Source organism: Lunatimonas sp., from assembly GCF_020832325.1.
Lineage (GTDB): Bacteria > Bacteroidota > Bacteroidia > Cytophagales > Cyclobacteriaceae > Lunatimonas.
On sequence record NZ_JAFIEU010000013.1, the window covers coordinates 149,854 to 168,803 of the forward strand.

Annotated in this window: 17 protein-coding genes and 1 tRNA gene; 10 read left to right on the forward strand and 8 right to left on the reverse strand. The window is 47.2% G+C overall.

Going from position 1 to position 18,950, the window contains the following annotated elements; genetic code table 11:
- Positions 1-25: 25 nt before the first annotated feature.
- Complete coding sequence (locus tag JJU34_RS04845) at positions 26-814, reverse strand: DUF1080 domain-containing protein (RefSeq protein ID WP_228691194.1); 789 nt, start codon at positions 812-814, stop codon at positions 26-28.
- A gap of 13 nt (positions 815-827) precedes the next feature.
- Positions 828-2,345: a DUF4301 family protein gene (locus JJU34_RS04850; protein ID WP_228691195.1), complete on the reverse strand. Its 1,518-nt coding sequence runs from the start codon at positions 2,343-2,345 to the stop codon at positions 828-830.
- Positions 2,346-2,559: 214 nt separating this feature from the next.
- On the opposite strand from JJU34_RS04850, the gene JJU34_RS04855 reads away from it, so the two are divergent.
- Both JJU34_RS04855 and JJU34_RS04860 read left to right on the forward strand, forming a co-directional pair.
- On the forward strand, positions 2,560-4,326 hold the full coding sequence (locus tag JJU34_RS04855) for a TIM-barrel domain-containing protein (RefSeq protein ID WP_228691196.1): 1,767 nt from the start codon (positions 2,560-2,562) through the stop codon (positions 4,324-4,326).
- Between the two features lie 627 nt (positions 4,327-4,953).
- Positions 4,954-6,723, forward strand: coding sequence for an arylsulfatase (locus JJU34_RS04860; protein WP_228691197.1), 1,770 nt, complete (start codon positions 4,954-4,956; stop codon positions 6,721-6,723).
- 24 nt (positions 6,724-6,747) lie between these two features.
- Here the strand turns inward: JJU34_RS04860 and JJU34_RS04865 are convergent, their stop codons facing one another.
- Positions 6,748-7,260 (reverse strand): hypothetical protein, encoded by a 513-nt coding sequence (locus JJU34_RS04865; protein WP_228691198.1) that lies wholly within the window; start codon positions 7,258-7,260, stop codon positions 6,748-6,750.
- 241 nt (positions 7,261-7,501) lie between these two features.
- On the reverse strand, positions 7,502-8,353 hold the full coding sequence (locus tag JJU34_RS04870) for a CPBP family intramembrane glutamic endopeptidase (protein WP_228691199.1): 852 nt from the start codon (positions 8,351-8,353) through the stop codon (positions 7,502-7,504).
- A gap of 224 nt (positions 8,354-8,577) precedes the next feature.
- On the opposite strand from JJU34_RS04870, the gene JJU34_RS04875 reads away from it, so the two are divergent.
- Positions 8,578-9,897 carry a PQQ-dependent sugar dehydrogenase gene (locus JJU34_RS04875; RefSeq protein WP_228691200.1) on the forward strand — a complete coding sequence of 440 codons (1,320 nt, stop codon included), beginning with the start codon at positions 8,578-8,580 and terminating at the stop codon, positions 9,895-9,897.
- A 140-nt stretch (positions 9,898-10,037) separates the two neighbouring features.
- Here JJU34_RS04875 and JJU34_RS04880 read toward each other — a convergent pair.
- Positions 10,038-10,109: transfer RNA gene (locus JJU34_RS04880), tRNA-Glu, on the reverse strand.
- Positions 10,110-10,380: 271 nt separating this feature from the next.
- Between JJU34_RS04880 and JJU34_RS04885 the strand changes: the two genes are divergently transcribed.
- The 5 genes from JJU34_RS04885 (at position 10,381) to JJU34_RS04905 (ending at position 14,059) form a co-directional block, all read left to right on the forward strand.
- Entirely contained in the window at positions 10,381-11,016 is a 636-nt protein-coding gene (locus JJU34_RS04885; RefSeq protein WP_228691201.1) for a peroxiredoxin, read from the forward strand.
- A 135-nt stretch (positions 11,017-11,151) separates the two neighbouring features.
- Positions 11,152-12,249: a ketoacyl-ACP synthase III gene (locus tag JJU34_RS04890; RefSeq protein WP_228691202.1), complete on the forward strand. Its 1,098-nt coding sequence runs from the start codon at positions 11,152-11,154 to the stop codon at positions 12,247-12,249.
- A 105-nt stretch (positions 12,250-12,354) separates the two neighbouring features.
- The gene (locus tag JJU34_RS04895; RefSeq protein WP_228691203.1) at positions 12,355-13,188 is read left to right on the forward strand and encodes an amidohydrolase family protein; all 834 of its coding nucleotides are present in this window, start codon (positions 12,355-12,357) and stop codon (positions 13,186-13,188) included.
- Positions 13,189-13,199: 11 nt separating this feature from the next.
- Entirely contained in the window at positions 13,200-13,535 is a 336-nt protein-coding gene (locus tag JJU34_RS04900) for an L-rhamnose mutarotase (protein WP_228691204.1), read from the forward strand.
- 17 nt (positions 13,536-13,552) lie between these two features.
- Positions 13,553-14,059 (forward strand): hypothetical protein, encoded by a 507-nt coding sequence (locus tag JJU34_RS04905; protein ID WP_228691205.1) that lies wholly within the window; start codon positions 13,553-13,555, stop codon positions 14,057-14,059.
- A gap of 98 nt (positions 14,060-14,157) precedes the next feature.
- Here the strand turns inward: JJU34_RS04905 and JJU34_RS04910 are convergent, their stop codons facing one another.
- Genes JJU34_RS04910 through JJU34_RS04920 form a run of 3 tightly spaced genes read right to left on the reverse strand, consistent with a single transcriptional unit; the run spans position 14,158 to position 16,962 of the window.
- A complete protein-coding gene (locus tag JJU34_RS04910; RefSeq protein ID WP_228691206.1) occupies positions 14,158-15,522 on the reverse strand; it encodes an NAD(P)(+) transhydrogenase (Re/Si-specific) subunit beta in 1,365 nt (454 codons plus the stop codon).
- Between the two features lie 5 nt (positions 15,523-15,527).
- Positions 15,528-15,845: an NAD(P) transhydrogenase subunit alpha gene (locus JJU34_RS04915; RefSeq protein WP_228691207.1), complete on the reverse strand. Its 318-nt coding sequence runs from the start codon at positions 15,843-15,845 to the stop codon at positions 15,528-15,530.
- A 4-nt stretch (positions 15,846-15,849) separates the two neighbouring features.
- Positions 15,850-16,962: a Re/Si-specific NAD(P)(+) transhydrogenase subunit alpha gene (locus JJU34_RS04920; RefSeq protein WP_228691208.1), complete on the reverse strand. Its 1,113-nt coding sequence runs from the start codon at positions 16,960-16,962 to the stop codon at positions 15,850-15,852.
- Positions 16,963-17,318: 356 nt separating this feature from the next.
- Between JJU34_RS04920 and JJU34_RS04925 the strand changes: the two genes are divergently transcribed.
- Both JJU34_RS04925 and JJU34_RS04930 read left to right on the forward strand, forming a co-directional pair.
- Positions 17,319-17,501, forward strand: coding sequence for a hypothetical protein (locus JJU34_RS04925; RefSeq protein ID WP_228691209.1), 183 nt, complete (start codon positions 17,319-17,321; stop codon positions 17,499-17,501).
- A 44-nt stretch (positions 17,502-17,545) separates the two neighbouring features.
- Complete coding sequence (locus JJU34_RS04930) at positions 17,546-18,907, forward strand: AGE family epimerase/isomerase (protein ID WP_228691210.1); 1,362 nt, start codon at positions 17,546-17,548, stop codon at positions 18,905-18,907.
- Positions 18,908-18,950 lie beyond the last annotated feature (43 nt).

Consider the following 18,950-nt stretch of genomic DNA (forward strand, 5'->3'; position numbering starts at 1 on the left):
TATTCACCCAACCCCCGCTTACTGCTTAGAAGTCTGCGCCCGAACCGGAAAGGTCGAGTGGCTGAATCCAAATATTCCGATAGAGCACCTCGTGTCCCTCCGCTTGCAGCTTGATGCCACCGGGGCGGTCGGTGATTCCTTTACCCCCATCGTTTCCTCCGTCTATTCCCGAGTTTGGGCCACCCCATACCTGTTGTATGGATTGGTCTTCGTGGATTTTGATTCCGTTGAAGTAAATGGTCGTTCGGGCTTTTTCTGTCAGTTTGCCGCTGTTGTCAAAGCGTGCTGCTTTAAACTGAATATCGTAGGCATTCCATTTTCCGAGGCCGTTATAGGCACGGTAGGGTGCAGCATGTTCGTTGATGATGGCTGCCATGCCGTGGTCGGTGCTATCTCCGTCCAAGATTTGAATTTCGTAGCGATTCTGTAGGTATACACCACTATTTCCTCCCGGGTTTGCGATCAGAAACTCCACATGCAGGCGAAAATCCCTGAATTCCTCTTTCGTCACGATATCTGCTGCCCCGTACTTTCCACCGGCAGCAGCCGGATCGTTGGAGCTCACCGCCTTCCCTTTGTCCACGGGATCATTTACCATTGCCCACTTAATAGGTGGCTCTGCGGCCAAACGGGGGCCCTCCCAGTATTGCCAATTCCCGTGTAGGGATTTTTTGGATCCGTCGAATAGCTGTTTAGCCCCTTTTGGTGCCTTGGCACCCACACCGATTTGTGCATGGGAGATGCCCTGTATGACCAAGAGCAGGACAATGGCGGATAAGTACCTGATTAATTCCCAACGGGTTTTGCGTTTCATAGAGTTGGATAGTTTATTGGTGGACATCCCTGAGCAGGTCATTGATGGTTTTTACGGGGTTGAAGGTGATCAGTGGCACCTCCACAAAGAGGGAGTTCCAGTCTGCCATCGAACCGTTCCACAGCCCGGGCAGCTCCTGGGCTTTCAGTTCCCGGCCACTTTTTGATTTTTCGGTGATAAAACCCGTTTTTGGATCCCGAAAAGCGAGCAGGTTAAATTTGTTGCCTTTGTAATCTTTCACACCGCAAACTAGGTCGGTAGGATTAAAGTGAGAGGACTGTTGGAACAATGCTTTTTGGGCTGGATTGGTCAGGTCTAATTGGGCAGTCTCCCCGATCTGCAGGGATAGGGATCCGTCTGATTCCTTCACCCAGAAAGGCCCGCCACCGGGTTCTCCGGTGTTTTCCACCATGCCACATACCCGAATAGGTCGATTTAGCTTCGTTCGCAGGAAGGTTGCTTTTTCCGTCAAATTCAACGAGGCAAAGTTTGGGGGAAGCTTGGATCCAAGTTTTTCGGTGTAGACAGTAGCTGCCTGCTGAACAGAGCTTTCAGAAATCCCGGCGTCCAGGGCAACCAATGCCGCAAACACAGCCTCCTGGGCGTCTAGCAGGACCCCCCCTATGGCCTTTTTGTATGTATTGGTGGGTTCTTTAATGCGGTCGGGCACCACGTTGTCGATGTTTTTGATAAAGATCAGGTCTGCATCTATATCGTTCAGGTTTTCAAGTAGGGCACCGTGGCCGGCAGGGCGGAACAGAATCTCTCCATCCTCTTCCACAAAGGGTGCATTTTCCATGTCTACCGCGATGGTGTCGGTGGATTTTTTTTGTTGGGAAAAGCTGATTTCAAATGTGGTTCCGAATTTCGCTTCCATTTGGGGCCGGATTTTGGCTACGTGCGATTCAAATTTTTCCTGATGCTCTGGAGATACCGTGAAATGTAGTCGTACCGTATTTCCTTCGCCCAGTGCATAGGATGCCCCTTCCACAAAATGTTCTTCTACCGGTGTGCGGCTACCCTCCGGATACCGGTGGAATTTCAACAAACCCTTAGGCAGTGATCCATAATCCAATCCTTCAGGATTCAGTAGGTGCGCAACGATCAAGGGGTAATTTTTTTGTTCAAGGGCTGCAGCGATGCTGTCACCCGTGGTTTGAAGACTGCTATCCAGGTCTTCGTAAAAAGCAAAATCGGCCAGTTTCTGAATAAATGTAGCAGTAAACGCGTCATTGGATAGGTCGCTTCCTCCTTTTTCCAAGTACGAAAAAAGGTCCTTAAACATGCGGCTGGCAGCCCCACTTGCCGGTACAAATTTGACGATTTTTTTTTGAGGAGATTTTGATTCGTAGGTTTCCAGGCAAGTTTTCAGGGAAGCTTCGTCCAAAAGCTGTATGCCGTCACCGATGGAGGCGGCTGCTTGGATTTCCAACGGCGGAAAGCCATTTTTGAAATTTTGGATTTGTTCTTCTACCAGCTGTAGGTTCATGCCTTGGCGGGTGATTTGATCTTTCTGTTCTGTGGTAAGCATATGGTAAAAATGGTTATTTCCCGACATATTTTTAGGTCTTCCAATATAGTAATTACCCCTGTTTTCCACCTAAGGATTCCGTGAAAATCCTCGAATAACTTCTAAGCGTTTTCCAATTATGCTGAAAGAAATCGCAATTCTTGCTCTTTTTCCCGAAGGGTAGGGGGTATTTTTTGCCTAATCCTGCGTAGTATTCTGGAGAATCATCAGAGTTATGTGGGTGAAGTTTTTGAAAGTGGTGGCTTGGATCGTCGGGGTTTTATTCCTGCTGGCCTACGGCCTGTTTCTGTACCCTTTTTGGGGAATTCCCTTTAATGCGCAGCGGCATGGAAATCCGCCGCTAACCCCCGCTTGGGCCTTGGAATGTTGGCTCTGGGAGGATGATGTCAATACGGCGGCCTATGTGGATGAATTATTGGAGGGTTACCGGGAACACGATATTCCTGTCCGAACGGTCATTCTGGATAGCCCATGGAGTTTTCGGTACAATGATTTTGAAGTCGACACGCTGTTGTACCCAGATCCGGACCGGTGGTTTGGGAAGCTGAAAGATGACGGCTACCGGATTGTTCTTTGGATGACCACCATGGTAAATAGCTACAATAAGGGGCTGCGTGAACCCGACTCGGAGCAATGGTATCTGGAGATCAGAGATCGGGGTTACTTGGCAGGAGGCAAGGAAAACAAGTGGTGGAAGGGCAGGGGTGGCTTCATTGACTACACCAACCCGGATGCCATGACATGGTGGCGGGGTCTACAGCAACGGGTTTTCGATCTGGGGATTGATGGGTGGAAGCTGGATGGTACGGCGACCCTGTTTTCGACGGATTTTTTTGGTATTCCGATCTTCTACAAACGCACGGAGGCTGGGCTGATGAGTGCCCGTACCTATATGGATCATTATTACCGGGACGAATACGCACACGGACTTAGCCAAAACCCCGAGTTTGTCACCCTGGCCAGGGCCGTTGATCGCTGGTACCATCCCGAGGGTTTTGCGCCCATTGACGCTTCGCCTGTCAACTGGGTAGGCGATCAAGTGCATCAGTGGAAATCCAAGGAGATGTTAGAGGATCCCGATCAGGGCAAGGTCGATATCGCCTTGAAGGGAATACAGGGGTTTGAGTCTGCCATCGAAAGTATTCTGAAAAGTGCCGATCTGGGCTACAACGTGATCGGCAGTGATATTGCCGGTTTTTCGGGCAGCGTGATCCCGCCCAGATTGTACATGCGGTGGACGCAGTTTTCTACCTTTTGCGGGTTGTTTATGAACGGCGGGCATGGGGAGCGTGCGCTGTGGAAGCGTACGCAGGAAGAACTGGAGGTGATCCGCAAGTTTTCCTGGCTGCATACTGAATTGGTTCCTTATATGTACCATTATGTGGTGACCGGTCATCAGGGAGGCACCCGCTTGCAGCGTCGCATGCCCGGAAAATACCACTACCTATTTGGAGACGATCTGTTGGTAGCCCCAATCTACGAGGACCGGACGGATCTTGAAGTGACACTGCCAGAAGGTACCTGGTATTATTGGTTGGACGATCGGGAGGTATTTCAAGGTCCACAGCGGATTTCCAAAGACTTTCCCATGGATGAGTACCCGGTTTTTGTAAAGGCGGGAGCGATCATTCCTATGCAAATCAGCCGAAGCTATACTGGTTTTGGGGATGAGCGGGACGAGGGTCTGCTAACGCTGTTGCTGTATCCGGGGAATGAGAAATCCAACTTTACCGTGTTTCGCGAAAACGATGCCGCTACCGATGTACGTATGGAGCGGTCGGGCAATCGTCTCACGGTTTTATTGGAGGGAAAGACGGTTCCCCATGTACTGCGCATCAAGTCATCGGTGGCGCCTCGGGAAGTGATGGCAGATGGGGTAGCCCTGTTAGAACAAGAGGGGTACTTCTTTCATGCGGCTAAGGGGCAACTGGAAATCCGGTCCGAATCAGGGACGATTCGGAAGGTGGAGGTAGTTTTTTAATTGGTGAAGCGAATAGGTAAGCCTGCTGCTGAGTTTCAACTACAGGTAAGTAGTGGTCATTGGTGCCAAAATTCATAGATCTCGGGCAAAGGCATATAACATAACGTTAATCCCGGATGCATTGGACACCTAAACTAATAGTCCATCAGCAGCTACTATTTCCAAAAGATTTCAGTTTGTCGATATGCAAAGCAGTAACGTATTAAAGGAAGTGCCCCTGCGGTTTGAAGAGGAGTAGGCAACGTCTTTTGACCTTTGGGGTTTTTCAAACCCATAAGTCCTGAGAGAGACCTTTCAATAAGAATTTTTCGATTGATTCTTGCCAAATTTTTTTGTCAGTTGGAATATTTATGTTGATTGAACAGTCGCAATTGGAGTAAACACTCTTAGCTGTGTGTACACCCTACGGTTATGGGACAGGTTGTTTCCTTCATTCTCGGACGGAATTGAACTTGTCATTCGCTTTGATCGGAAATGTCTGCTAGTGTTTGATTTTTCAAGATTCTTGGTTCTTCGCCTACTGATTCCAATTCATTTTATGGACCGAAAGTCAGATAATTCCATATGAACCTCAACGGGATTTACCATTTTTCATTATCTTGAAATCCAAACTTCATCCCAAATAACATGCAGCATCTCATTAAAGTCCTTTTTTCCTGTTCAATCTGCCTTCTCTTTGTATGTTTTGGGACGCTCGCCCAAGTCTCCAAGTCGCCTAACGTCATCCTAATCATCACCGATGATCAAGGATATGGCGATCTGGGTTTTACGGGAAATCCCCATGTGCAGACTCCCGTACTGGATGCCTTGGCCAGAGAAAGCGTGCGGCTCAACCAATTTTATGTGTCGCCCGTATGCGCGCCTACCCGATCAAGCCTGATGACGGGACGCTACTCGCTGCGCACGGGAGTGAGAGATACCTATAATGGAGGGGCCACCATGGCCACGGAAGAGGTGACGATTGCCGAAATGCTAAGGGAGGCCGGGTACCGTACAGGGATATTTGGCAAGTGGCATTTGGGAGACAATTACCCGTTCCGGCCCAGCGACCAGGGATTTGACGAATCGGTCATCCATTTGGCTGGCGGCATGGGACAGCCGGGAGATTTTACCACCTTTTTCCAAGGGGACCGCAGTTATTTTGATCCAGTACTGTGGAACAACAACGAACGCAAACCCTATGAAGGCTATTGCTCGGATATTTTTACCGACGAGGCCATTCAATTTATTGAAAACCAGAACGAGCAGCCCTTTTTCTGCTACCTGTCATTTAACGCACCCCACACCCCCTTGCAGGTTCCGGATGCATACTATGAGCGGTACAAAGACTTGGACCCTTCCAAGGGATGGGAAATGGATGGCGCACCCGTTCTAACCATGTCGGAAAAAGACAAGGAGGATGCCCGAAAGGTCTATGCCATGGTTTCCAATATCGACGATAATGTGGGAAGGCTGCTGCAGTCATTGGATGACCTAGGTATATCGGACAATACCGTGGTGATCTTTATGACGGACAACGGGCCTCAGCAGCGACGCTACAATGGCGGCATGCGTGACCTCAAAGGCACCGTGTTTCGAGGAGGGGTGCGGGTGCCCTTTTTTATGAAAATGCCGGATGCCCCGATCAGGGACATGGAAATCAATCAGACACTCGCCCATATCGATGTGCTGCCGACTCTGGCGGAACTGTGCGGAGCGAGGGTACCTACCGATCGGGTAATCGATGGTCGGAGCTTTTTACCTCTGATTTCGGGTGCGTCTGGAGATTTTTTTGATACCCGACCGCTTTTTTTCTACTGGACCAGAAAGTATCCGGAACCCTATAGCAACATAGCCCTGCAAAAAGGGAGGTATAAATTGGTCGGAAATACCGGATTTGATGCCTCTTCGCGGGAGTTCGACTTATTTGACGTTACAAATGACCCGTTTGAGCAAGTGAACATCGGCGGAAATAACTTGGAATTGGCAGAGGAGTTGAAGAAGGAACTGGATGGTCTGCTGGAGGAACTGACCGGTTCTCCCCATTTTTTGATGGACCATCATGCACAGATAGGCACATCTTTTGAAAATCCGGTGTTTTTGAACCGAAACGATGCGGGAGGACAGCGGGGCATTTGGACGCAGGATGAGGTATTTGGGCTTTGGAAGGTGGCCATTGAGCCTGGTATATATACCGTTCGATTTAGGTTTTTACGCCCATTGGAACACGCCGGAAGGATGACCATGGAGTTGGGCGGCACGGTACTTCAAAAACAGCATGATGCGGCAGGCAAGGATGAAATTGTCTGGGAGAATGTTCGACTAGCTGCTTCAAAAGGCGATCTGATTCCTCATTTTGCAGAAGGAGGTAGAAGTATTTTCCCGCTTTGGGTTGAAATTGAAAGGCGGGAAAACTAAGCTTTTTCCAGCGGGTTTTAGTGCTTATTTGGATTGGGTGTAGGATTGTAGCTTTTCAGTGGCAGCTGCGAAGGAAGGGTAGTGACGGTCAATGGGGATCTGGACTTTGATGGATCCTATTAGCGTACCCAACAGTCCCCCGCCAACGATGCCTACAATCGTCCAGCCTGTAGAAACCGCAGATTTCGGTGCCATAATATGTACTAGTAGATTCTCTGGGTCGTATGTGGCCCTTGTGATGATATACCCGCTGGCACCACCAACAGCCATGCCGATCCATAATCCTTTCGCCACATTATTTTTTTTCCGGATTTTAATGGTATTGATTTCTTTATAAGGGATGACTAACGGTTCAGCATTCGGTAATCGGTGATTTAAAACGGTAATTGAGGAATCATTGACTGCTAGGAGGGTTCCATTTAAGATTCCCATAGGACCCTCTAACTTGAGGATGTTTTTTGGTTTATAGATATCATGGGATTGCGCAATGGCTGGCCCGATCAATAAACAAAAATAGAAGAATAGTAAATATTTCATAAATCGAAATTTACACAGAAAAATAAATTGTATTTTCGATAAAAACAATCCTTTAGTCTAAAAATAGTTTATAGTGAAGTATGTTATTTCTTTTGTTTTAGGTATCTTGTATATTTTACAAATCCCGAATACAGCTTATTTATCCAGGTATATTAGTTGATTGAAGAGGTGCCAAAAAAAAGGCAGGCCACCTTTCCAGGTTAACGAATGGAAAAACCATCAGAATATCCTAATTCAATGGTTAATTCAATGGGTTTGCCTTTCTTGATTCCTGCCGCATTCGCATCGTGCGTAGCCAAAGTCCAATCAACAGATACAATAACGTAGGCAGTATCCCGCAGATAGGAGACAGTATGATTTCTGTGCCGGGTTGTAACACCACAAATCCATCAATCACCAAATGATTAATCACCGCATCCTCCACTGCGTGCAGTAAGACCACCGACCATACCGAACCGGTAAGCCGAAAAATTTCGGTAAACATCACCGTCCAAACCAGCATATTGACCACGGCGATGGCGGCAAACAATCCTTCACTTACGGGAAGAACTGTATACATGGCTTCCTCCGGCAGGAACTCCAAGTAGTAGGGCAAATGCCACAGACCCCATAGCAAGCCTGCAATCAGGTAAATACCCAAGTCTCCCATGTTCAAACCAATCAATTTGACCGTCAGGTATCCCCTCCAAACCGACTCCTCAAACACGTTTTTCAGTAAATTGATGCCCAGAAGAATCACGAAGGTACTGAAGTATGCCCCCGCGTCAAATGGCGTGAAGTCAACCCATCCGGATAGGGCACCCACTCCCATGGTGAAAAGTGTCACGACCGGAAAAATTAAGAAAGCAATCACATACCACTTCCACTGACTGCTTAGACGCGGATGGAGGCCTGCATCTTTCCAGCCATCGCCAAAAAATGTCCGAAGGAAAATTACAAGCAGTAGGGGAGTAATCAGCCAAACGGCCATTCCAAGGGTTTCCTCCTTCTGCTGATCAGGCAATTGGCTATCGAGCCCTACACCTAGCCAGCCTATGCCAAGGGCAACCAAAGAAAAAATCCAGAGATGACGAATTGTTCTAGTGCGGTTCATGGGCTATTTTCGGGTTATTTGCTGGGGCCAAAAATAATGGAATCTTACAAAATAATTGAGCGAGTTTCGGTGGTTTTTATTGGTAAAATGCAGGTGTATAGCATGATTTTGTAGGTGAATGATTGGAAGGCACTATCAAAAGTTGCGTGATTTGCGCCAAAAACCATTTGATGTTTGGTGAATTACGGTTAAATTTCGACTTAGCAAACCAAACTTTCATTCTGATGCATACAAAGTACAGCAAGATGTTCCGGTATTTGATACTAACTAGCCTAGCGGCGGTAGTCCTTGCCTGTGGAAATTCCGGTGAAACCGAAAAAGCAGATCCCTATTTTTCAGCAGATGATGACAACGGCGGTTTAAACCTTGCCCCAGGCATGAAGGCCTACGTGGTGGCCGAAAATTTGGGAAGGGGTAGGCACGTTGCCGTCAATGCCAATGGGGACATCTACATGAACTTGAGAGAGCCTCATGAAAAGGGAGGTATTGTGGCACTTCGTGACGAAAACGGTGATGGAAGGGCAGATCAAATCGCCTATTTCGGCGACTTTGGAGGTACTGGCATGGCATTCCATAATGGATACCTGTATGCCTCCAACGACAGTACGGTGTTCCGTTTTTCGTTTTCTTCCGGAAATTTAGTCCCGGACAATGCCACTGCTCCGGACACCATTGTATATGGTCTACCGCAGCAGACGGCCCATGCGGCCAAATCGATGGCCTTTGACGATCAGGGATACTTGTATGTAAACGTGGGCGCCCCGTCAAACGCCTGTCAGCAGGAAGACCGCGTAAAAGGCTCTCCTCCTATGGGAGATCCTTGTCCCTTGCTGGAACGTACCGGGGGTGTTTGGCGTTTTGAGGCCGATAAAATTGGTCAGAATCAATTGGAACATGGTTATCGGTATTCCACAGGAATCCGAAATGCAGTTGCATTGGGGTACAATTCCTCTGATAAGCACGTGTACGTAGTGCAGCATGGGAGAGATTTGCTCAATAGCCTGTTCCCGGAATCCTTCGACGAAGGCGACAACGCCGAGATTCCGGCTGAAGAAATGTTCAGATTGAGAGATGGAGCTGATTTCGGATGGCCCTATTGCTATTTCGATCCCCAACAGGGCAAAAGAGTGATGTCTCCCGAATTTGGCGGAGACGGCACGACTGTTGGGAGATGCGAAGGAACCGAGCAGCCGGTGATGACCTTTCCAGCCCACTGGGCACCCAACGATATCAAATTTTATCAAGGGGATCATTTTCCCTCCAAATACAAGGGCAGTGCGCTCGTGGCGTTTCACGGGTCGTGGAACAGGGCCCCGCTTGAACAAAAGGGTTATTTCGTAGCTTTTGTACCGTTTAATAACGGAGCGCCAAGCGGAACCTACGAGGCGATGGCGGAAGGTTTCGCAGGAGTGTCTACCATTGATAGTCCTTCAGATGCGTTGCATAGGCCAACGGGCATTGCCGAAGCTCCCGATGGCACTATTCTGGTTTCAGATTCTGTCACTGGCAAAGTCTGGAGAATTTTCTACGATGGGGCCTCTTAAGGAGGTACCTAATGCGCCAAGCACAAAAAAAAGCCCGATCAAGAGACCGGGCTTTTTTATTCACTTTAACCACTAACAACCACAAACAAAATTTATCAATCCATTGATACAAGATCAAAGACGATAAACATCATTTGTTGTAGTCCGTACGGGAATCGAACCCGTGTTTTATCCGTGAAAGGGATACGTCCTAACCCCTAGACGAACGGACCAAATGAAGGAAAAAGCATACCTCCCCGAAATGTCATGCAAATATAGAGGGTTTCGGCCATAAAGCAAAATAGAGCAAAAAAATATTTGGAACTGGCGTCCAATACCTTGAAAGTTAGCTAAAAATTTTGAAATAGTTGGAAATTTGGGCCATGGTAGGCTGTTTTTTAGCGGACGCATCTTTTTTGCAAAAACACTTCAAACGGTAAACTAAAGTTACCCTATATGTGTTTCCCTACTAAACCTATAGAATTAACATAAACAAATGTGAGTATGACTTTAAGATTAGGAGACATCGCGCCAGATTTTACGGCGGAAACTACGGACGGACCGATCAACTTTCACGAATACCTGGGTGACGGTTGGGGCATTTTGTTTTCACATCCAGCAGATTACACACCGGTGTGTACAACCGAACTGGGCACGGTTGCTAAACTGAAGGAGCAGTTTGAACAGCGAAACGTAAAGGTGCTAGCCTTGAGCGTGGATGGACTGGAGAGCCATAAGGGTTGGGTCTCTGACATCAATGAGACCCAGCATACAGAGGTGAACTTTCCCATCATTGCCGATGAGGACCGCAAGGTATCTGCGCTGTATGACATGATCCACCCAAATGCGAGTGAAAATTTCACTGTCAGATCGGTGTTTGTTATTGGAAACGATAAAAAGATAAAGCTGATCATTACCTATCCTGCCAGTACGGGTAGAAATTTCGATGAGTTGCTACGGGTGATCGATTCCCTGCAGCTAACCGCGAATTATTCGGTAGCTACTCCGGCCAATTGGAAGCATGGAGAAGATGTGGTCATTGCCCCGGCGATCAAGGATGAGGACATTCCAGCTAAATTCCCCAAGGGTCACAAGGTCATTAAGCCTTATCTGCGTACTACACCGCAACCCAATCTGTAGAAGTGTTCTTTACAGGGGTGGATTTTTCCATCCCTGTTTTTTTGTTTTTTTTAGGATCACCTTCCATTCAATAGCTTTTTTAGTTAATTTTAGGCAAAGGAACGAAAAATACATCTATCGAAATTTTTCCAACACATGCAAGAGAAGAGGGTTAGTGGGGTGATTACCGGTTCAGGTAGGTACATTCCGGAAAAGGTGGTTTACAACCAAGATTTTTTGAATCACCAGTTTTTCAACGAGTTAGGTGACCCCATTCAAAAACCAACGTCGGAGGTAGTCAAGACATTGCAAAAAATTACGGGCATTGAGAAAAGATGCTACATTGGCGATGATCAGGTTACCTCAGATATGGGACATTTGGCGGCAGAGGAAGCCTTGCTGGATTCTGGGATTGATCGGGAAAAGCTGGATTACATCATCGTGGCTCATAATTTTGGAGATTTACAAAAAGATAATATTCGTGTGGATACCTGTCCCACGCTAGCGGCAAGGATTAAGCATAAATTAGGGATAGTCAATCCCTATACCGTTGCATACGATCTACCTTTTGGATGTCCGGGATGGGTACAGGGTATGATTCAGGCAGACTATTTTATCAGGTCGGGCGATGCAAAGGCAGTTTTAGTGATTGGTGCCGAGACCCTTTCGCGAATCTCGGATCCCCATGATATCGACAGCATGATTTTTTCAGACGGTGCCGGTGCAGTCGTGTTGGAGGCGAGGTCTTGTGATCAGCCCTGTGGCATTCTTAAGCACCTTACCCGGTCGGATACCCTGCATCACGCTCACCTCCTGGAAATGCAGGTTTCTTACAATCCAGACTATAAAGACGATACCTTGTTTCTCAAGATGCAGGGAAGAAAACTCTACGAATACGCCATAAAAACCGTACCTCAGGCATTAAAGGAATGTCTGGACCGTGCCGATCTGTCGCTCGGCCAAATCAAAAAAGTCTTTATACACCAAGCCAACGAAAAAATGGACCAGAATATTCTGGAGCGCCTGTTTCATTTGTATGGGGAAGAGAAGCCGCCGGAAGGTGTCATGCCCATGTCCATTTCGTTTTTGGGAAATAACTCGGTAGCCACCGTTCCTGTGCTTTACGATCTGGTGGTCAAAGAGGAATTAGCCGATCACCGGATATCGCCGGGTGACTACCTGATGTTTGCTTCCGTTGGTGCAGGCATGAATACAAATGCAATGATTTACCGGGTTCCCTTGCCCGAAAACTAAGCCCCGATAGCGTATGAAATCGAGCATGACGTAGCCGTCACACACTGGAATGATTATTTCCCATGCGAGATTCCATCTGACCTTTGAAAAACAAAAAATAAACAGATGAAAATAGTGGATTCACACCAGCATTTTTGGAAGTATAACCCCGAGGAGCTTCCCTGGATCACCGATGCACTGAATGTGTTGAAAAAAGACTTTTTGCCGGAGGATCTGGAGAAAGTGTTTCAGAAAAATGGGGTTTCCGGTTGTGTCGCTGTGCAGGCAGCACAGACTGAAGAGGAAACCAATTTCCTGCTACGCCTAGCCGATAGTCACCCGTTTATTCAGGGGGTGGTAGGCTGGATTGATCTGGAGGCCCCTAACCTGGAAGAGAGACTCAATGCTTACTTACCCTTTCGTAAGTTAAAGGGATTTCGGCATATTCTTCATGACGAAGCAGATCCTGCCTACATCCTTCGGCCAAAGTTTCAAAAAGGACTGGAAACGTTGTTTAAAAAAGGGTACAGTTACGATATTTTGGTGTTTCCCAAGCAGTTGGACGGAGCGATCGAGACGGTACGCAATTTTCCAGAGGCTTCCATGGTCATCGACCACCTGGCCAAACCTCCCATTGCTAAAGGGGAATTGGAGCCATGGAGAGATCAAATGGAGCAATTAGGGAGTTTTCCCAACGTGTATGGAAAGCTCTCCGGTATGGTGACAGAACACGATTGGACGCAATGGAAGGAAGGAGATTTCCATCCGTACTTGGATGTGATGATGAAGATATTTGGAGAGGATCGGTTGATGTATGGTTCTGATTGGCCTGTATGCCTTTTGGCGGCATCCTACTCGGAAGTAATTGGTATTTTACGCAAATTTTTGGAAGGTTACCCGGAAGAGGTGCAGCAAAAGATTTGGGCAGAGAACGCGGAAAAGTTTTACAAACTCAATTAAGCAGTCAACTCATGGATAGGAAACGCTATTGTTTTGCGTTGGATCTCAAAGATGATCCGGAAATCATTGAACGATACATTGCACATCACCGTTCGGTAGCCCCTGAGATCATTCGGAGCATCACCGATGCGGATATTCAGGTCATGGACATCTACCAAACCGGAAACCGTCTTTTTATGATTATGGAAGTGGGAGAGGATTTCTCGTTTGAGCGAAAGGCACAAATGGATAATGAGAATCCGAAGGTACAGGAATGGGAGTCATTAATGGGTACGTTACAGCAATCCCTTCCATGGGCAAAGCCCGGCGAAAAATGGGTGCTAATGGACCAGATATTTCACCTGTAAGTAATACGGGCTACTTTATGAAACAATATGACTTTAAAAACAGACAGCTTGTTTCAGGTCCTCATCTATTGGGAGTTTTATTTATTGCAGCAGGAGTTTTGGCAATAATAGGTTCTGCCATTTTTCAACCAGATCGTTCATTGGAAAAACCAGTCTATGTTGGGATAGCAGCCATTGTTTTTGGGGCAGCAATATTGTCTACTTATACTGGTACCGTAATTGAATTCAACGAAAGGAAGGCAAAGGACTATTTTTCATTTTTGGGTTATCCATTCGGTGAGTGGAAACCTTTGCCAAATATCAAACGAATCGTTGTTACTCATGTAAAAAAAAAGGTCACGAATACCCCAAATGGGATCAGTCCGACATGGTCAGGAACAGTGCATGAGTTTAGAGCGTTTTTGTATTCGGAAAGCGCAACCCCCATATTTTCATTTGTATTTTCTAATAAAGAACAAGCGATAAAGACGGGCAAATTGTTATCAGAAAATCTGCATGCAGAGATCGTATTGACGGACCTATAGCAAGGTTTATTCTTGGCCAGATAGCTTTATTTTAACCATAAAAGCCGCTTCCCATTTCAGGGTAGCGGCTTTTGTATACTAGGGGGTTGAAAGAATTACTACATACTTTTTACTTCAGAAACCAATCCTGTGAGCACTTTTTTCGCGTCTCCAAACAGCATCCGTGTTTTTGGATCAAAGAAGAGTGCGTTTTCAATACCGGCATAACCGGAGCTCATGCCCCGTTTGATGACGATCACATTGGTTGCCCGGTTCACCTCTAGGATGGGCATTCCATAAATAGGGCTGTTGGGATCGTCGTTGGCAGCCGGATTTACCACATCATTGGCACCGATCACCATGACCACATCGGTGCTGGGAAATTTCTCGTTGATATCGTCCATGTCGATAAGCTTATCGTAGGACACATCGGACTCTGCCAGCAACACGTTCATGTGGCCGGGCATTCTTCCCGCCACAGGGTGTATTCCATACAATACTTCCACGCCCTTTTCTTCCAGAGATTTCTCCAAATCATGAACGGCATGTTGGGCTTGCGCTACGGCGAGGCCATATCCCGGTACTACCACCACGCGCTTTGCGTAGGAAAGCAGGATGGAGGAGTCGGTCAGGTTGATTTCCCGCACTACTTGATCTCCGGCATCTGCTCCGCTTGCCGTAGAGGTGCCTCCAAAAGAAGTAAACAGGATGTTGGCAACCGAGCGGTTCATCGCTTTGGCCATCAGCAAGGTGAGCAATAGCCCTGCTGAGCCTACCAATATACCCCCCATAAGCATAACCATGTTGTTATAAAGCAAGCCGGTGGTTGCTGCTGTTACCCCTGTCAGGGAGTTTAGCAGGGAGATAACCACGGGCATATCCGCTCCGCCGATCGGGTAAACGAAAGCCAAGCCATAGATCAGTGATATCAATACAATTACATATACCAATACGGGTTGGGGTTCACCCGAAGCAATGACATAGATGGACAAGGCAACAGCCGCAGCCAGTATCAGAAAAGCGAGGATCTTGTTAATGTTGATGTCTTTGATCACGCCCTGAAGTTTTCCCATGGCAACCAAAGAACCCGAAAAGGATACGGATCCAATCACCAACGAGGCCATCAATACGGTTCCTTTGCCGATTTCATCCACCGGCAGGTCTCCATACTCTACCAAGCCGATTAGTGCAGCGGCAGCGCCACCCATTCCATTGAAAAAGGAAACCAATTGAGGCATGGCCGTCATTTGCACCGATTTCGCAAAGTACATACCCCCTCCGGTACCCAGTGCCATTGCTACGAGAATCAATGCAATATTGTTAAGTCCGGGAGTGAGGAAAGAAGCGATGATCGCTAGGATCATGCCAGACAGGGCCAGTGCATTTCCCCTTCTGGCAGAGTCCGGATGGCTCATCAGTTTTATCCCTAAGATGAACAGCACCACTGCCACCAGGTAACAGATGTCGATTAGTTGTGATATCATTTCCGTTATTTTTTGGCTGGTTTTTTCTTAAACATTTCCAACATACGGTTGGTGACGGCAAATCCTCCGACCACGTTCAGTGTGGCGAGTAAAACAGCAAGGAAGCCCAATGAAAGGGCCAGGTAATTCCCTGGATCTGTTTTGCCGAGTACCAAAATGGAACCCACGATCACCACGCCAGAAAGCGCGTTGGATCCGGACATCAGTGGAGTATGTAATACGGTGGGCACTTTGGATATGACCTCTATGCCTACAAACACCGCCAAGATAAAAACATAGAATTCCTGTTGGTTATCCGAAAGGTATTGAATGATTTGTTCCATAGGTTTAGTTGATTAGTGGCGCGTATACGATTGCGCCTTCATGGGTGATACAGGTTCCCTTGATGATTTCGTCTCCAAAATTCAAGTTCAGTTGATCTTCTTTCAGCAGGAGTTTTAGCAGGTTATGAACGTTTTTGCTGTACATTTTGGTGGCATCCTCCGGCATGGTGGCCGGTAAAGCGGAATTCCCAATGATGGTTACACCTTCCACGGTCACGGTTTGGTTGTCCACTGTGCCCTCGCAGTTGCCTCCGTTGATAGAAGCCAAATCCACGATGACTGCTCCGGGCTTCATTTTTACGAGCATTTCCCGGGTCACCAAAATGGGAGCTTTCCGTCCGGGAATCAGCGCTGTGGTAATGATCACATCCGATTTCACGATGGATTTTTCCAGCATCTCACTTTGCTTTTGCTTGTATTCTTCGGATTGCTCCACGGCGTATCCGCCCGCAGCTTTGTCCTCTACAGCACCCGGAACCTCCACAAATTTTCCTCCAAGACTTTCTACCTGTTCTTTTACCGACGGGCGGGTATCGAAAGCCTCCACCACCGCACCAAGGCGTTTGGCTGTTGCTATCGCTTGCAATCCGGCTACCCCAGCTCCAATCACCAATACTTTAGCGGGAGCTACTGTACCTGCCGCAGTCATCAGCATCGGGAAAAACCGGGGTAACTGGCTCGCTGCCAATAACACGGCCTTGTATCCAGACACGGTGCTCATGCTGGAAAGCACGTCCATGCTTTGTGCACGGGTAATTCGCGGTATCGCGTCCATGCTTAGTAAGGTGATACCCTGTTGAGCAATTTCCTGCATCAGTTCTTTGGCCACCAAAGGCTGATAGACTCCTATCAAGATCTTTCCTTTACCCAGTTTGGCCCGCTCTTCGGTGCCCAGTGGCTGAATCTGAAAGATCATTTCGGCAGAAGTCAGTAGCGCATCACGTTCGACGATTTTGGCTCCTGCATCCTCGTAGAGTTGATTGGCCAAGAATGCTTGCATTCCAGCTTCTTTTTCCACGAGAACCTGATTACCCGATCCAACCAATTGCTTCACAGCCTCCGGATGGAGAGAAACCCTGGTTTCCATGCCGGGCTCTTTTAATACTCCTAAAATCATATTGGATGTTAATTGAAGAAAATTAAAATTTTATAGGCTTGTTTATGATTTCACAATTTTTTTAGAGAACTCTAGAGAGTTACCAAATTATTCAGATATTCTTGTCTTTTTTAACAGTGCAAAAAAAGCACTTTTTCACGGATTTATCAGGCATCTCTTCCAAAAGTTTCTGTTTTTGTAGGCGATTCCAAATTATCGCCGTAGTTTGGCCTTATCTCAAGCCTCAGGATATACGCATTGTTCAACGCGGGCTGGGGAGTTTTTTTGGACCTCCCGTTGCATTTCATTTTGAGAAGCAGGGAGGGGGTCGATCAAAAAATAGTATATTTATCACCTAATATTAACCCTGACGTATCATGAGATTCATTCCGTTGTTTTTCTTATTTATGACCTTGTTTGGAACCTCGCTTCATGCCCAAGGGGCGCTTGCTGAAACCGAAGGTTTTCCGTTTTTGGATTATTGGCCCGTGTTGTTGTTGCCCATTTTTGGAATATTGATCTATGGGTTTTGGAAGCGATCCAAAAAGCGTAATTCCTGACCCTCCCTGACACCAATTATCCCTCATTATAAACCCAGCTCACCATGTCAAGAAACCTCCTTTTTGTGGTCTTTTCGTTACTCGCAGCATCGTTTGCAGTAGCCTCTTGCCAGCAATCCGAATCCAAGTCCATCCGGCAGGAATATGCGGAGCAATTTGAGAAATCCATCCAATCGAATATTTTGAGCAAATGGTATCCCGCTGCCTATGACTTGGAAGATGGAGGGTATATCAGTGCCTTTGAGTACGACTTTACGCCTTCCGAACGCCAAAACAAGATGATTGTTTCCCAAGCCAGGCACTTATGGACCACCTCAAAGGCAGCAGCGGATTACCCCTCGGTATCCCATTACCGAGAGGGCGCAGATCATGGCTTTGCGTTTATCAGGGACAAGTTTTGGGATACCGAGTTTGGTGGGTTTCATACGCTTTTGACCAAGGAAGGCGAGGTGATATCCTCAGGCCCGGATGCAAAAACGGCCTATGGCAACGCCTTCGGTATTTACGGACTGGCAGCTTACTACGCGGTAAGTAAAAATGAAGAGGCGTTGGACCTTGCCAAAAAGGCGTTTATGTGGCTGGAGGAACACAGCTACGACCCCCAATATGGAGGGTATTTTCAGAATTTGGCCGTTGATGGCACTCCACTGCAGCGCAACAGTGAAACGCCCTCGACTTCCACCATCGGATACAAAGACCAAAACAGTTCTATACACCTGTTAGAGGCGTTTACCGAACTGTACCATGTATGGCAAGACCCGCTGCTGAAGCAGCGTTTGGAGGAGTTGTTGGAGATAATCCGGGATAAGATCGTGCAGCCGGAGGGATACTTGCAATTGTTTTTGTATCCCGATTTTACACCCGTTAGTTTTCGCGATTCCAGTGACTCCATGATCGAACAACATCATGCCATCGATCACGTTTCTTATGGACACGACGTGGAGACGGCCTATTTAATGATGGAGGCTTCAGAAGCCCTTGGACGGGCACATGATGAAAAGACCTGGTCAGTGGGTAAGAAGATGGTAGATCATGCGTTGAAGTATGGTTGGGACAATGAGAAGGGCGGATTTTACGATGGAGGCTATTATTTTAAAGGGGAGTCCGAACCGCGTGTGGTGAAAGACACGAAAAATTGGTGGACTCAGGCTGAGGGGCTGAATACACTTCTGATCATGGCAGACATTTACCCCGAGGATCCCTGGGACTATTTTTCAAAGTTTGAGCTTCAGTGGGACTACATTGACAACTATTTGATAGACCACGAACATGGAGAATGGTTTGCTGGAGGTATCGATAAGCAGCCCCACTATAAAACCTCCCAAAAGGGCCATATTTGGAAAACGGCGTATCACAATTATCGCTCCATGGCCAATAGTGTCAAGCGGTTGAAAAGCAAAAGTTGACGGGGAATTCCCATTGATCTACAAACTGGCAGGCTTATGGCCA